The organism is Gemmatimonadota bacterium (assembly GCA_039715185.1).
Classification (GTDB): domain Bacteria; phylum Gemmatimonadota; class Gemmatimonadetes; order Longimicrobiales; family RSA9; genus DATHRK01.
On the sequence record JBDLIA010000081.1, the window covers coordinates 1 to 14,904 of the forward strand.

Annotated in this window: 15 protein-coding genes; 3 read left to right on the top strand and 12 right to left on the bottom strand. The window is 70.5% G+C overall.

Annotated elements, in window-relative coordinates; all coding sequences use genetic code 11:
* Nucleotides 1–212 precede the first annotated feature (212 nt).
* Both ABFS34_12905 and ABFS34_12910 read right to left on the bottom strand, forming a co-directional pair.
* A complete protein-coding gene (locus ABFS34_12905; protein MEN8376340.1) occupies nucleotides 213–1,961 on the bottom strand; it encodes a tetratricopeptide repeat protein in 1,749 nt (582 codons plus the stop codon).
* Nucleotides 1,962–1,964: 3 nt separating this feature from the next.
* Nucleotides 1,965–3,713 carry a tetratricopeptide repeat protein gene (locus ABFS34_12910; protein ID MEN8376341.1) on the bottom strand — a complete coding sequence of 583 codons (1,749 nt, stop codon included), beginning with the start codon at nucleotides 3,711–3,713 and terminating at the stop codon, nucleotides 1,965–1,967.
* A 202-nt stretch (nucleotides 3,714–3,915) separates the two neighbouring features.
* Here ABFS34_12910 and ABFS34_12915 point away from each other — a divergent pair, with 202 nt between their 5' ends.
* A complete protein-coding gene (locus ABFS34_12915; GenBank protein MEN8376342.1) occupies nucleotides 3,916–5,580 on the top strand; it encodes a VOC family protein in 1,665 nt (554 codons plus the stop codon).
* Here the strand turns inward: ABFS34_12915 and ABFS34_12920 are convergent.
* The 3 genes from ABFS34_12920 to soxR form a co-directional block, all read right to left on the bottom strand.
* Complete coding sequence (locus ABFS34_12920; protein ID MEN8376343.1) at nucleotides 5,558–6,043, bottom strand: DUF4149 domain-containing protein; 486 nt, start codon at nucleotides 6,041–6,043, stop codon at nucleotides 5,558–5,560. The genes ABFS34_12915 and ABFS34_12920 overlap by 23 nt on opposite strands.
* A gap of 9 nt (nucleotides 6,044–6,052) precedes the next feature.
* Nucleotides 6,053–6,559, bottom strand: coding sequence for a DinB family protein (locus ABFS34_12925; protein ID MEN8376344.1), 507 nt, complete (start codon nucleotides 6,557–6,559; stop codon nucleotides 6,053–6,055).
* A gap of 110 nt (nucleotides 6,560–6,669) precedes the next feature.
* Entirely contained in the window at nucleotides 6,670–7,116 is a 447-nt protein-coding gene (gene soxR, locus ABFS34_12930; GenBank protein ID MEN8376345.1) for a redox-sensitive transcriptional activator SoxR, read from the bottom strand.
* Between the two features lie 103 nt (nucleotides 7,117–7,219).
* Between soxR and ABFS34_12935 the strand changes: the two genes are divergently transcribed.
* The gene (locus tag ABFS34_12935) at nucleotides 7,220–7,933 is read left to right on the top strand and encodes an SDR family oxidoreductase (protein MEN8376346.1); all 714 of its coding nucleotides are present in this window, start codon (nucleotides 7,220–7,222) and stop codon (nucleotides 7,931–7,933) included.
* A complete protein-coding gene (locus ABFS34_12940; protein MEN8376347.1) occupies nucleotides 7,930–9,060 on the top strand; it encodes an S-adenosylmethionine:tRNA ribosyltransferase-isomerase in 1,131 nt (376 codons plus the stop codon). The genes ABFS34_12935 and ABFS34_12940 overlap by 4 nt, the downstream gene beginning before the upstream one ends.
* Here ABFS34_12940 and ABFS34_12945 read toward each other — a convergent pair.
* The 7 genes from ABFS34_12945 to ABFS34_12975 form a co-directional block, all read right to left on the bottom strand.
* On the bottom strand, nucleotides 8,945–10,456 hold the full coding sequence (locus ABFS34_12945; protein MEN8376348.1) for an alpha/beta fold hydrolase: 1,512 nt from the start codon (nucleotides 10,454–10,456) through the stop codon (nucleotides 8,945–8,947). The genes ABFS34_12940 and ABFS34_12945 overlap by 116 nt on opposite strands.
* Nucleotides 10,453–11,106, bottom strand: a complete 654-nt coding sequence (locus ABFS34_12950) for a helix-turn-helix domain-containing protein (GenBank protein MEN8376349.1) — start codon at nucleotides 11,104–11,106, stop codon at nucleotides 10,453–10,455. Before ABFS34_12950 ends, ABFS34_12945 begins: the two co-directional genes overlap by 4 nt.
* 61 nt (nucleotides 11,107–11,167) lie before the next feature.
* Entirely contained in the window at nucleotides 11,168–11,929 is a 762-nt protein-coding gene (locus ABFS34_12955) for a hypothetical protein (protein MEN8376350.1), read from the bottom strand.
* Nucleotides 11,926–12,420 (bottom strand): hypothetical protein, encoded by a 495-nt coding sequence (locus tag ABFS34_12960; protein MEN8376351.1) that lies wholly within the window; start codon nucleotides 12,418–12,420, stop codon nucleotides 11,926–11,928. The genes ABFS34_12955 and ABFS34_12960 overlap by 4 nt, the downstream gene beginning before the upstream one ends.
* Nucleotides 12,410–13,123, bottom strand: coding sequence for a methyltransferase domain-containing protein (locus tag ABFS34_12965; protein ID MEN8376352.1), 714 nt, complete (start codon nucleotides 13,121–13,123; stop codon nucleotides 12,410–12,412). The genes ABFS34_12960 and ABFS34_12965 overlap by 11 nt, the downstream gene beginning before the upstream one ends.
* On the bottom strand, nucleotides 13,120–13,875 hold the full coding sequence (locus ABFS34_12970) for a TerC family protein (protein ID MEN8376353.1): 756 nt from the start codon (nucleotides 13,873–13,875) through the stop codon (nucleotides 13,120–13,122). The genes ABFS34_12965 and ABFS34_12970 overlap by 4 nt, the downstream gene beginning before the upstream one ends.
* 116 nt (nucleotides 13,876–13,991) lie before the next feature.
* Nucleotides 13,992–14,904: serpin family protein (locus ABFS34_12975; GenBank protein ID MEN8376354.1), on the bottom strand; the 913-nt coding region annotated here is incomplete at its 5' end.

A 14,904-nucleotide genomic window follows, 5' to 3' on the forward strand; every position in this document is an offset into this window, starting at 1 on the left:
CGGGCGCATCACGCGCCTCGGTGCACACGGGACTTCCGCGCCGGCACACTAGTGTACCGTTGCAGAAGTCCCGTAGGCATTCGGCCCGCGCTGCATCCCACGCGTGCGGCGTTGGAACTCCTTGCCGTAGCGACGGCTACGGCGCGTCGTTCCGCCTTGCCCCGCGGGCGCATCACGCGCCTCGGTGCACACGGGACTTCCGCGCCGGCACACTAGTTTCCCAGCAGGCGGTTCATGTGCGTCTGGAACTCGGAGTCGTCGCGGATGGAATCCCAATACGGCGCGTTGATGCCGGCGTCGAAGTAGAGCAGGCCGAACTCGTCCGCGGCGGCTAGCTGGGCCAGGGCCTCTTCGGCTCTCCCCGCGGCTGCGTATACGAACGCGCGCAGGCCCGGCGTCGACGCCTCGGGGAAGAGATCCCAATTCACCGTCTGCGGCTCTCCCGTCTCCAAGTGGGCCCTGTAGGCCCGCAACAAAAGCACGTAGCCGTCCGCGTCGGCGCCACCGAGCTGTTCGCCTCGCCGGAAGGCCTCCTCGGCCTCGTCCCAGCGCCCGGTCCACATGTACACACGCCCCAGGCTCTCGACCGCCTTCCCCATCGTGGGATCGAGCTCGAGCGTTCGATTCAGCTGGTCCTCGGCCTCGCGGTAGCGCCTCGCACGCCAGTAGTCGCGTCCCAGGTCCAGATTCGCGGCCAGATTCGCGGGATCCAGCTCCACGGCCTTGCGACCAAAGCCGAGGGCCTCTTCGTGGCGGCCCAGGGTCGACAGGAGCTCGCCGAGCCACTGGTACGCGGGAGCGTAGCTCGGCTGCAGCTCGATGGCGCGCTCGTAGTGACGGATCTCTTCCGCCGCAGATCCGCGCGGGGGTCGAAGCGACTGCGCCATGGCGGCGTGCGCTTCGGCCAGCGCCGGGCCGAGTTGAAGAGCGCGCTCCGCGTAGGTCGCAGAACTATCGTAGGCCACGGGCGGCGGGAAAGAGTCGGTATAGAAGGGGGAGAGACGCCAGGCTATGGCGAGGCCCGCGTAGGCGGCGGCGTACGCCGGATCCAACTCCACGGCGTTCGAAAACTCTCGAATCGCTCCGAGTATCCCTACCTCACCGCGCTGGTTGAGCATGTAAAGCCCGCGCAGATACGCATCATGCGCTTCGGGACTCGCGGCCGCGGCCTGCCGGATCGAGCGCCGGGCGTCTTCGCTGAAGGTTACCTCGAGCGAGCGGGCGATCGTCCGCGAGATGCTGTCCTGGACCGCGAATACGTCGTCGAGCCGCCCGCCGAAGGTGTTCGACCAGACCTGGGTCCCCTCCTCGGCATCGTGCAGCCTGGCCAGAATGCGAACGGTATCGCCCGATTGGCGGACCGAGCCCTCCAGCACCATGCGCACGCCCAGATCTCGTCCCACGGCACGCACGTCGACGTTCTGACCTCGGTAGGCGAACGCCGACGTGCGCGCCGCGACCTTCAGATCCGGGATGCGGGCCAGCGCGTTCAAGACCTCCTCGGCCAGCCCGGCGCCGAAATAGTCGTTCTCCGGATTGCCGCTGAGGTTGTCGAAGGCCAGCACCGCGATCGACGGGATCGTTGCAGTTAGCGCGGCGCCGCCCAGAGTACCGCCTGTCTCGGAGCGGATGAGCCACCCCCCGGCTCCGCCCGCCAGCACGAGAACCGCAACCGCCGCCAGCGAGGCAGGGGACACCCACGTCGCGTGCGCGGCGTCCTGCGTCCCGGTCGTCTCCGCCCGCCGCACGCCGTCAGGCGTTATCTGGAAGAGCCAGGCGAGCGCGAGCGCGACGGGGAAGCCGACGATCAGGCTGAAGGCCGTCGCCCGCAGCGCCCAAGCCGGCATGCCGAGCGCCTCGATGAGCACGTCCGCGCCCTCCAGCGCCGCGAAGGCGAACGCCCCGTACACGAGTCCCACTCGCACCACCCGGCGGCGCTTCAGTTCGGCGAAGAAGGTCACTCGCTACAGCCTCATCAAGCGCGCGGCCAGCGTCTGGAACTCGGGATCGTCACGCATGAAGTCCCAGTACGGAGCGTTGAAGCCGGCCTCGAAATAGTAGAACTCGGCCCGTAGGGTGGCTCTGAGCTCCGCGACCGCATCGTCCCTTCTGCCGGCGGCCGCCAGGATCGCCGCGCGCACGGCCGGACGCTCCTCCCCCGGCAGCCGGGCCCAGTCGACGTCCTGCGGCTCGCCCGACTCCACGCGCGCCCTGTACAGGAGTGCGGTGGCGAGGGCGGCTTCAGAGTCCGGCCCCCCGAGCGCCACCGCCCTGCGAAGCGCCTCCTCCCCCTCCTCCCATCGCTCCCACCACGTGTAGACGAGTCCCAGGCTCTCGATCGACTTGACGAAATCGGGGTCCAACTCGAGGCTTTTCGCGAGCCACTCGATAGCCTCGGGGTAGCGCCGCGCCCGCCAGTAGTCCCGCCCCAGGTCCAGCAGTGCTGCGATGTTCGCCGGATCCAGTTCGACCGCCTTCCGACCGAGGCGGATCGCCTCCTCGTGACGCCCCAGGTCGGAGAGGAGCTCGCCCAGCCACTGGTGTGCCGGAGCGTATCCCGGCTGGAGCGCGATCGCGCGTTCGTAGTGGCCGATCGACTGGCTGGACTTGGCGGAGGCGCTCACCCGCGCGAGCGCCATCGCCGTGTGCGCTTCCGCCAGCTCGGGACCCAGCTCCAGCGCGCGCTCCGCGTACGCCGCCGCCGTGCGGAACGCGTGCTCCTGGGTCGTCGAATCGGTGTAGAACGGCGCCAGCCACCAGGTGAGCGCCAGGCCGGCGTACGCGGCCGCGTAGGTCGAATCCAGCTCCACGGCCTGCGTGAACTCCCGGATGGCCCCGAGCATCCCCACCTCGCCCCGCAGGCCGAACAGGTAGAGCCCACGCAGGTAGGCGTCGTGCGCGAGCGGGTCGTCGGTGGTGGCCTGGCGGATGGAGCGCCGGGCGTCCTCGGTGAACGTAACCTCGAGCGAGCGAGCGATCGTCCGCGAGATGCTGTCCTGGACCGCGAAAACGTCGTCGAGCCGCCCGCCGAAGTCGTTCGACCAGACCTGGATCCCCTCCTCGGTGTCGTAGAGCCGGGCGATGATGCGCACCGAATCCCCCGATTGCCTCACGGAGCCCTCCAGGACGGTGCGCACGCCCAGATCTCGCCCCACGACGCGCACGTCCACGTCCCGTCCGCGGTAGGCGAAGGCCGACGTGCGCGCGGCCACCTTCAAGTCGGGGATGCGCGCGAGCGCGTTGAGCAGCTCCTCGGCCAGCCCGTCGCCGAAGTAGTCGCTCTCGGGGTTGCCGCTCAGGTTGTTGAAGGGAAGGACGGCGATGGACGGGCCCCCGACCGCGAGCAACGCGTCGCCGCTGGAGCCCCCCGTCAGCGATCGCACCATCCAGCCGCCCGCGGCTCCGGCCAGGACCAGGACGGCGACAGCCACCATCGAGGCGGGCGTGAGCCAGGCCGCGCGGCCCGCGTCTTCGGCTCGCGTATCGGCCGCTTTGCGGACCCCAGCCGGCGTGATCTGGAAGAGCCACGCGAGCGCGAGCGCGGCGGGGAAGCCCACGATCAGGCCGATGGCCATCGCCCTGAGCGCCCACGTCGGCAGTCCAAGCGCCTCGACCAGCACGTCCGCGCCCTGCAGAGCGGCGAACGCGAAGGCGCCGTACACCAGACCCACGCGCACCACGCGACGGCGCTTCAGTTCATCGAAAAAAGTCACGCCTGGCGTTGGCTCCTGAGGACGGTCGTAACGCGGCGGCGGGCGCTGTTCGCGCGGCCGACTCCGGATCGTACTCGGCGGGCGCGGCAAAACTCGCGGTCGGCACAGGGTCGGGGCAACCACCCGGCCCGGCGCCGAAGGACTTCCGCGGGTTGGTAGATTGCGTGCGAGAGTTGCGACGACCAGGCACGGAGCCACCTGAATGACCCCCGTACTCGGCATACACCACGTGACCGCGATCGCCGGTGACCCGCAGCGCAACCTGGACTTCTACGCGGGCACGCTCGGTCTGCGTTTCGTCAAGCGCACGGTGAACTTCGACGACCCGCGTACCTACCACTTCTACTTCGCCGACGAGTTCGGTACCCCGGGCAGCGTCATGACGTTCTTCCCCTGGCCGATGGCGCGCCGCGGCCGCCCGGGGACGGGTCAGGTCGGGATCACGTCGTTCGCGGCCAGGTCCGGCTCGGTCGGTTTCTGGGCGCAGCGCCTGACCGAGCGGGGCGTGACCTTCGAGGGCCCGCGTCGGCGCGACGCGGCGGGAAAGACCGAGCACGTGCTGTCCCTGGCCGACCCCGACGGACTGCCGCTGGAGATCGTCGGCCGCGCCGACGCGGAGCTCCGCACGGGTTGGGCGGGCGCGGCGGGCGTCCCCGACGAGCACTCGCTGCGCGGTTTTCACGCGGTAACGCTGTGGCTCGCGCAGGCCGATCCGACTACGCGCGTGCTCGACCTGCTGGGAATGCGGCCGGTGGCCGAGGTGGACGGGGCCCGGCGATACGCGGCCGGCGATGGCGGCCCGGGCACCCTCGTCGACGTGCGCGAGCCGGGTGACCTTGCGCCCGGCCTGGGCGGAGCGGGCACGGTGCACCACGTGGCCTGGCGGATGGCCGACGACGACGCGGAGCTGGAGGTGCGCGCGCGCGTCGAGGCGGCGGGCCTCGCGCCCACCCCGGTCATCGATCGTAGCTACTTCCATTCCGTCTACTTTCGCGAGCCGGGCGGCGTGCTCTTCGAGCTCGCCACCGACGGGCCTGGCTTCGCCGTGGACGAATCGCCCGAGCGACTGGGAGAGGGCCTCATGCTGCCGGCCCGCTACGAGCCGATGCGCGCGCAGATCGAAGCCGCGCTGCCGCCGATTCGGGTGCCGGGTAGCGACGACCCTGCCCAGGGTGCCGGCGACGCATCGGCCGGACGCGCGGCGTCCGCCCGGGCGCCGGACCTTGGCTTCGTACACCATTTCTCCCCGCCCGACGCCGACGCGGCCGCGGGTGCGGAGGGCGCCGCGCTGCTGCTCCTGCACGGAACCGGCGGTGACGAAAACGACCTGCTGCCGCTGGGTCGCCTGCTGGCGCCCGGGGTGGCGCTGCTGAGCCCACGCGGAAGGGTCAGCGAAGCGGGCCTGCTGCGCTTCTTCAAGCGGGTCGCGGAGGGCGTGTTCGACCTCCAGGACCTGGCGATCCGGACCGAGGAGTTGGGCGATTTCGTCGAGGCCGCTACGCGCGCGTATGATCTGGACGCAAGCCGCCTGGTCGCGGTCGCCTTCTCCAACGGCGCGAACATCGCCGCGAGCCTTCTGCTGCGCCGACCAAGCCTGCTTCGGGCAGCCGTGCTGTTCAGCCCCATGCTGCCCTACGATCCGGAGGAGACCCCGGACCTGGCCGGCGCCCACGTCTTCATCGGAGCCGGCCGGGAAGATCCGGTTGCGCCGCCCGCGCAGGTCGAGAAGCTGGCCGAGTTACTGCGGGTAGCGGGCGCCGACGTTCATCTCCACTGGGAGCCGGGCGGGCACGCGCTGACGCGCGCGGAGGTAGACGCGGCGCGCGCGTGGCTGGAGGGTAGGCTCAGCCCCCGCGCGCCAGCCTGACCGCCGCGACGACCAGCACGACGCCCACCAGGGAGTTGACGCGCGCCAACCAGGTGGCCTGCAGCCGCGCCTTCAGCGCCTCGGCGGAGCCGGTAGGAAGCCGCGACGCCAGTGGCCCGAAGACGAAGTCGTGGAGCGCGCTGACCACCACCATGACGGTCACCGCGGCGAGCTTCCACGCGAGCGCCTCCCCGTAACGGCTCGACCAGAGGGACGGCTCCATCAGCGACCCGAGGACGCCGCGGTAGTGAAGGTTGAGTACGCCGGTCACCAGCAGCACCCCGATCGCCGCCCAGCCGGTCGAACGAAAGCGCTCGCCCAGTTGCCGGAAGAGTTGGCCCCGGAGCGCCGCCGAGTCTATCTGCCGCAGCACCGGCGCCCCGACCACGGCCAGGAAGAACATCCCGCCGAGCCAGAGCATGGCGGCCAGGACGTGCACCGTGACGTTGGCGTAGTAGAGCATGGCGCGCCGCTACATCCAGGGCTCGTCCGCGGTGGGCCCGTAAATGGATGGAACCCTGCCGTCGGCCATGCGCAGGTAGATCGAGAATTGTCCGCGGTGGTGAATCTCGTCGTGGAGCAGGAACCAGAGCCAGTCCATGCGGGAGATCTCCCCCATCGTGTTCGGCCCCGTGAGGAAGCGGACGTTCGCTTGCAGCTCCTCGTCGGGGGTCGCCTCGACCAGCGCGCGGAAGTCGGCTTGGGCTTTCTCGAGCGTAGCGAGGATCTCATCCCAGGACTCGGGCGGCTCGGGCGTCGAAGCGCCCCCGCCCGACATCATCTCCTCGAAGCCGTCGTTGTAGACCACCGTGCCGAACAGCCGCTCGCTGACGAAGACCCAGCCGAGCTCGCGCGCGGTCTTGCACTTCTCGTGGGGGCGCAGGTCCAGCCTGTCGGCGGGGTAGGCGCGCAGCACTCGCATCGTCGTGGCGAATTCCCTGTCCAGCACGTCGAGAAAAACCTGTTTGGCCGAGTCCATCGGAAAGCTCCAAGGCAGGAAACCGAACAAATACCGAAATCACAGAATAGGCGATGACGAGGTCGGGCGCAACGGTGGAATCGCCCGTCGGACGTCGCCGGTGGGCGGAGTCAGGTGGGTCGATCGCCCACCCAGAGGCGCGGACCGGGCCCCAGCCGCGCCATGCGGTCCTCCGGGTTGGCGAGCGCACAGCGGGCCAGCGACAGACAGCCACAGCCGATGCACTCGGTGAGGCTCCCGCGCAGCCGCTCGAGCTCGGCGATGCGGCTGTCGATGCGCTCGGTCCAGCCCCTGGACAGGCGCGCCCATTCGCGCCGTGAGGGGGCCTTGTCGGGGGGCAGGCGCGCCAACCCCTCTCCGATCTCGTCCAGCGTGAGGCCGACCCGCTGGGCGTAGACGATGAAGGCGATCCTCCTCAGCACCGATCGCGGGAAGCGCCGATGGCCCGAGCCAGCGCGCTCGGCGCGGATCAGGCGCCGCTCCTCGTAATAACGCAGCGCGGAAGCGGCCACTCCGCTTCGTTTCGCCACCTCGCCGATCGTCAGGAGCTCGGACATACAGGAGTCTATTGGATCTGCCTCTTGACTTCAAGTTCACTTGAGCTTGTAGAGTGGAGGAGGACAACCAGGACACGCCAATCGAGACACGGGGCAGGGCGACATGAAGACGACGACCGGGCGATCGTTGGAGGGCCTGCGCGTGGCCGTGACCGGAGGCACGTCCGGGCTTGGCTTGGCGCTGGTGGAGGCGCTTGGCGAGGCCGGCGCGCGGGTGGCCTTCGTGGCCCGTCGCAAGGGTTTCGTGCGCGAGGTGGCGGCGCGGCTGGGGGTGCACGGCATCGCCGGCGACGTGGCTCGCAAGGAAGAAACCTATCCCATCGCGCTGCGCATCACCTCCGCTCTGGACGGGCTGGACGTGCTCGTCAACAACGCGTCGAGCCTGGGCCCGGTGCCGCTGGCGCCGCTGGCCGACACCGACTGCGAGGAGCTCGAGGAGGCGCTCGCCACCAACGTCGTGGGTCCATTCCGGCTCACCAAGGCGCTGCTCGGCGCGCTCGCCGCCTCCGCTCGCGCTGGGCGCCCCGCGCTCGTGATAAACGTGACGAGCGACGCCGCCGCGACCCCCTACCCGGGCTGGGGCGCGTACGGAGCCAGCAAGGCGGCGCTGTCCCACATGAGCCGCATCTGGGACGCGGAGTTACGCGAGCACGGGGTGCGCGTCCAGGCTTTCGACCCGGGCGACATGGACACGCCGCTGCACGCGGCGGCCGTCCCCGACGCGGACCCGGCGTCGCTCAAGCGCCCGGCGCAATCGGCCGCTGAGATGGTCGCGTTGATCGCCTCAGTCGCGCGCGGCGCGGGGGCAGCCGCGTGACGCCCGCGGCCTTCCCCGATCGGCGCGCGGCGGGCAAGCGCCTGCTGGTGGTCGCGCCCGACGGCGGCATCCACCACGCCGCCCGCTCGGCGCTGAGGGACCTGCTGGGGCCGGGTGACCTGCTCGTGGCGAACGACGCCGCCACGATTCCCGCGAGCCTGCGCGGCCGTCACGAACGCACTGGGGCCGAGGTGGAAGTCCGCTTGGCGGGGCGCCGGTCGCTGCGGGCCGAGGACGTGCGCGCGTTCACGGCGGTGGTGTTCGGCGAGGGAGACCACCGGACGCGCACGGAGGAACGCCCCGCGCCGCCCGAGCTCCGGACCGGCGACGTCCTGGCGCTCGGGCCGCTGATCGCCACGGTCACCGCGCTGTTGAATCATCCGCGCCTGGTGGAGGTGCGCTTCGCGGGCAGCCCCCAGGGTATATGGGCGGGCCTCGCCGCCCACGGTGCTCCGATCCAGTACGCGCACCTCGAACCCGAGCTGGCGCTATGGGACGTCTGGACGGGCGTAGCCGCGTTTCCGGCTGCGTTCGAGGCCCCTTCCGCGGGCTTCCTGCTGGATTGGCGGCTGCTGGCCGATCTGCGGCGGCGCGGCGTGGCGTTCGCCACGCTCACGCATGCGGCGGGCCTGTCGTCCACGGGAGATCCGGCCCTGGACGCGCGACTGCCGCTGGACGAGCCCTACCGAATCCCGGCGACCACGGTCGCCGCGATCCGACGAGCGTGGGAGGGGGACGGCAGGGTGATCGCGCTCGGCACCACGGTCACGCGGGCGCTGGAGCACGCGGCGTCGGGCCCTGGCGGCCTGCGCCCGGGCGCAGGACTGGCCGACCAGCGCATCGGCCCCCACACCCTGCTGTGGGCGGTCGACGGTATCGTTTCGGGCGTCCACGGCCTGGGTGACAGCCATTACGACGTGTTACGCGCCTTCGCGCCGGCGGGCGTGCTCGCGCGCGCCTCGACGGAGCTCGAGGCCGGCGGCTACCGGTCCCACGAGTTCGGCGACGCCGTCATGGTCCTGCGCCGGGGAAGGGAGGCCGTGGCGGTCCCTCTCCGCAGTCGTCGAGTCCGTCGATCGACCCGGCTTCCAGGAAGCGCCCATACAGGCCGAGCACGCACGGCGTGAAGGGCGGGGAATGGCCGAGGTTCGCAAACACGAGGTGCAGCACGTTCGAGAGGCCGGCCAGCGCTTCGGTGGCGGACGCCTCGGGGGTCACCGGGTCCAGCGCGCCCGTGATCGCGAGCGTCGGGATGTCCGAAGCGACCGGCCGGTGAAAGCCCTCCGGCGCGGCTGACGCCGGCCAGGCAGCGCACGTGCGCTGCAGTCCCCGGATCACACGGTCCCCCAGGAACGTGCCGGCGCTGCTGGGGCCGACCTGCGTCTCCCGGATCCTCGGGAGGTCCTCCGCGCACACTACCGCCAGCGTCATTCCGAAGCTGAACTGCGACCTGAGGCCGAGCCCCAGCGGCAGCGCGATCTGCAGGAACGGCCCGAAGTCTCCGCCGTCGGCGGCCGCGAGGATTCCCGGGATCAGCGCCGACCAACTGGGGTCGTAGAGGAGGAAGCGGATGCCGCCCAGGAGAACGTCTTCGGTGATGGTGACCGATTCTCCGGTGGCCGCGCCAGCGGCGCCAGGCACCGGCGCCAGCGCGGGGTCCTTACGGACCCGCAGCGCTACCCGGTCAAGGGTCTCGCGCAAGTCACCCAGGGCGGTGCAGGCCTCGCTTTGGGCGCAGTCCGCGGCGAGCGTGTCGAGCGCGTCCTGAGCCCCGCGCGCGAACAGCAGGGGCAGGCGGTAGTCGGTGCCCGCGACGCCGCGCAGGTACATGGTCCGCACCGAGCCAGGGTGGCGCCGGGCGAAAGCGAGCGCGACCCGCGTTCCGTATGAGCCGGCCCACAGGTTCACGCGCTCGTAGCCCAGCGCGTGGCGCACGATCTCCAGGTCTTCCACAGCCGCCGCGGTGGTGAACAGCGCAGGGTCGAGCCCGGCCAACCCCGCGATGCACGAGCCCACCCGGTCCTCGAGGGAGAGGCCGTAGACCACCTCGAGGACGTCGTCGGGCGTCGACACGTCGCACTTCAGGGCGTGCGACCCTCCGGTGCCGCGCTGGTCCAGGAAGACCAGGTCGCGGGCGGCGTGGATGGCGCCCATGGGACCGGCCAGAGGGATCAGCGACGCGGTGCTTCCGCCCGGGCCGCCCTGGATGAAGAAGATCGGGTCCGCGGCCGGCTCGTCTCCGGTGGCGGGGAGCACGACGACGCTGACTTCGATCGAGCGGCCATCCGGGTCGGCGTGATCCAGGGGCACGGCGTACGAGCCGCAGCGCGCCTCGCCGTCCCAGCCCGGTGCCGTACAGGACCCGAGCTCCAGCGGTGTGGGCGCGGCCGGCGGCGCGGCGATCGCCTGACGCCCCGCGGTGGTCCCCGGGTGCTCGCCGTTGGACGCGCAAGCCAGCACGGCCAGGGCGGGAACTGCGAGCCGCGCTCGCCGAGCGGCGCTGGCCATGGTGTGCGTGGTCATCGGTCGACCTCTGCGTTGACGGGATCGGGGACTCGCAGGTACGCCAGGAACGCCTCGGTGAGCTCGGCCGCCGGGGCATCCGGCTCTGCGCCCTTGGGCCAGTACTCGCCGAACAGGAGTAGCTCCCGCAGCGTGGCGGAAACGAACAGCAGCCCCAGCCGCAGCGCTTCCTCGGGGCGCGGGTGCGCGATGTCCTCGCGCCGACGCAGGAGATCGGACACGACGCGACCGAGGAGGCGGGCGTTGAAGGCTTTGCGCCGCGCGCGCACCTCCGGGTCGTCGCGCGATACCTCCACGAGCGCCCGGACGACCCCCCGCTGCCGCGTGTACATCTCGACCAGCATGTCGATGTAGCCGGCCGCGGCCTCCCGCAGGCCCGCGGACCGGGTGGCCAGGGCGGTAGCCTGCACCAGCCGCTCGGCGGCCTCGTATGTCTGCTCTTCCAGGTGGCGCAGCAGCGCGTCCTTGCCTCCAAAACGCCCGTAGAACGCCCCGACGGTAACGCCGGCCCGTCGCGAGATCTCTGCCAGCGTGGCGTCGTCGAACGACGTTTCGGCGAGCGTTTCGCGGGCGGCCTCGAGCAGCGCCTCGTACGTACGCCGGCTGCGCTTCTGAGTCGGTGGACTGAACATGATCATAATCATAATCATGGTTATGATATCATGTCAACACCGTCGATTCTGGGCGGAGCGTTAGCTCAGGAGCGTGGCGTCAGGCCCCGTCCGGCAGGCTATCCTCCGGCTCCTCTTCGGGCTCCGGAACTTCAACGGTGGCGTCGCCGAGCACGAGCGCGCCTCCCTGAAAGGCCACCGAGAACCGGATCATTCCGGAAGGGCAGCAGTTGGGGTCTTCTGGGCCCGCGAGCGGCTGGACGCCGGTGAGCGAGCGCAGGTCGATGGTGCGGCCCTTGTGCAGCGTCCAGTCCGCCGGCGCCAACCCAGCGAGGCCGCTCAGGTAGGGCTGCGCGACCACACTCCAGCCGCCTCCGTCGCGCGCGAGGAACTGCTGCGCGCAGCCCCCGGTCCCGCGGGCGCACACGTAGAAGCCGATCACCGAGGCGTCGCCGAAATGGCCGATGTCCACCGCGCGGCCCAGCATGTACTCCTGCACGGGGAGCCGCCAGACGATGCGGTAGCCCGAGCCCGCCGCCTCCGCCAACACGAACTCCTCCACGTCGATGGCGAAGGACACGTCTCCGCTCTCGTACATCGACGGCCGCTGGTAGCGCAGCAGCCAGGCCTCCACGGGCGTCCCGAGGTCGAGCGCCTCCACTACGGTGCAGCCCTCCTCGTTCAAGTCCGGGATTTCGAGCCGGGTAGCGCAAGCCTCGAATATGTCCACTCGCGCGCGTGGGGCCGGCGACAGGAACCCGCCGGAGACCACGTCCATGGCGTCCGCCTGAGCGGCCGCGGGGCTGGCGCAGAAAGGCGTCGCCATCAGCGCCGCCGCGAGGAAACCGGCCGTGGCCTTCACGGCGCCTCGGGCCAGTCGGCGTCCGGGCTGGCCGGTCCGGCTTGATCGGGACCGAGGTTGGCGGGATCGATGTCGGCCATGATGAAGTTCTCCGGGGGGATGGGTGAATCGGCCAGGCGGCGCAGCATCGCGAGCTGGCCCGCGTGCGTCATCGCGTCCGCGAAGGGCCCTTGAAGCATGCGCTCGGGCGTGGTCTCGCGAAAGGGAGTTCCCCGCTCCAGGTGTCGCGCGAGATCCCCGATCGTGCAGTGGAACCGCTCGACCTCCTCCGCCATCGTCGGCAGAGGCTTCGGCCGATACGCCCCGCCCTCGAAGAACGTGCGTGCGTAGCCCAATACGCTGGACATGTGGCGCAGGATTTCGCGGGGTGACCGGACCTGGTTGCCCGCCTCGAAGTCCGCGTACGAGTCGGGCGCGCCGCGCAGAGCCTTCTGCGTGCGGTAGGCCAGCGCCGCCAGAAAGTGGCGCAGCACGAGGCGCTTATCGTCCATGTCCGTCCTTCCGGCACACGAACAGTGGCTGGTCATCCCCCGGCAGGCGGCACCGTCGCCGTTCCGCGGAACCCGTCTCCACTTCACTCGGGCGGACCACCTCGACCGCAAACCCCGCGCCCCTCAGTCGCCCGATGACGTCCGGCCCGTAGCGGCGCACGTGGTCCTCTTGGCCGAACAGGCGCAGGCGCTCCGACGGCGACGTGACCGAGGGGTCTTCGAACGTCTCGGGGGCGGCGATGGGCACACCGATCACGGCCCAGCCCCCGGGCGCGAGGACGCGGAAGAACTCGGCCATGGCCGCGCCGTCGTCCGGCACATGCTCGAGCACGTGGCTGCACCAGATGCCATCGAAAGAGTCATCCGGGCGGTCGATGCGGGCGATGTCCATCGTTGCCATGGCCTTGCCCGGACGGATGTCGGCGGACAGGTAATCGCCCTCGGACCAGGAGCGCAGAATGCCGGCCACGCTCGCCTCCGGCGCGACGTGGAGCAGGCGTAGCGGTTGCGCGTGCCGTAGGTCGCTCCGAGCGCGCAGGAACAGCGCGGCGAACCGGTCCCTTTCGCGCGCGCCGCACGCCGGGCACTTCGCGTTCGGGCGCGGTGGTGTTCCGGCCGGACGAAACCGGCGGAACGAGCCCCCGCACGCCGGACAGTGGACCGCGGCGCCGCGGTAGTAGAGTCGGCGCAGGGCGCGCTTCAAGACGCCTGCTGTTCCTCCACGTACGCTTCGCGCAAGCGCACGGGCTCCGGGGCGGTCTTGCGCAGGCGCAGGTTGAGCATCTCCACCATCACCGAGAACGCCATCGCGAAGTAGATGTAGCCCTTGCTGATGTGCTGGTCGAATCCTTCGGCGATGAGAGTCACGCCGATCAGGAGCAGGAAGCTGAGCGCCAGGATCTTCACCGTGGGGTGTCGCTCGACGAAACCGCTGATGGGCCCGGCGAACACCATCATGAACCCGACCGCGATGACCACCGCGGCGACCATGATGCTCAGCTCGTCGACCATGCCCACGGCGGTGATCACCGAATCCAGCGAGAACACGATGTCCAGCAGCATGATCTGGATCAGCACGCCGGTGAACGAGGGCAGGACTTTGCCCGCCAAGTGGCCCTCCTCGCCCTCCAGCTTGAGATGGATCTCGCGCGTGGCCTTGGTCAGCAGGAAAAGCCCGCCCACGATCAGGATCAGGTCACGGCCCGAGATCTCCTGCGCGAACACCCCGAACAGAGGCGCCGTCAGCCGGATCACCCAGGCCAGAGAGAACAGCAGCGCGATGCGCATGAGCATGGCCAGCGCGAGCCCCACCATGCGCGCACGCGGTTGCTGCTCGGACGGCAGCTTTCCGGCCAGGATCGAGATGAACACGATGTTGTCGACCCCGAGGACGATCTCGAGGGCGGTCAGCGTCAGGAGGGCGATCCAGCCCTCGGGGGAAGCGAGCCATTCCATGTGCGGTTCGTCGAGATTCGGGGGCGATTATCGGCGGCGCCCCCAGGATCGCGCCCTAACGCGACACGGGCAATCCCGTCCGCTCGCCAAGGTCTCCACGCCGCCGGACCGCCGAATCAGCTCGCGCTCGGGTCCCCGATTACGCCGAGGAACAGGATCGTCCCGGAAAGCCGCTCGCGGATCGCGAACAGGAACGGCCGGTCGAAAGCGAACACCTGGGGAGCGGATGTATCGCCGACCTCGACGCCGGTCCCGGCTGCCGCCTCGGTGCCCGCCTCGTCCACGCGGACGAAGCTGTTCTGCAGAACCCTGCTGATGAACGGCCCGCGCTCCCCGAAGAGCCTGGACAGGTCCGCCTCGCGCTCATCGAAAGCGTCGACCATGCCGAGAGCCCGCAGCGGTGGTCCGAGCCCTCCCTTCCAGCGCAGCTCGAGCCTGGGTAGCAGGACCGTCAGGCCTGCGCGCTCCAGGTCTTCCCGCGCCGAGGCGGCGTCGAACGCCTCCATCCACGCCTTCCACGTGAGCGCGTCGATCGTGGCCACGAACTCGTCGATCCCCTGCCCCGCGGGAGGGAGCAGCGCGACCGCCGTGAACGCGCCGCCGCCGTAGGGCAGCTCGACGCCCGTCGCCGTGGCGGAGGACAGGGTTCGGTGCCCGACCGGGCCGCTCATCATCTGCACCGACGTCGTGCTTCCATCCTCCCGGAAGAAATCCGCCGAACGGGTCTCCGAAGGGTCGAACCTCGCGCGCCAGTCGGCGTTGAAGTACACGGCGTTGATCAAGTACATGATCGCGTCGGGCGGTATGGCTTCCAAGAGCCGATCGATGCGCCCTCCGGTGACGTCGGCTACCCAGGTGTTGATGTCATCCACGGCGCGAGGGTCCGAGAAGTCGAGCGCGCGGGCCTCGGCGTCGAAGAAGGCGCGCGCCGCGGCCGTGAACTCGGGGAGGAGAGGCGGCAGCCTGTCGCTCGTCCAGATCGAGTTGCCGAGGGCCGTCTCCACGGACGGGTCGAGCGCCAGAAGCAGC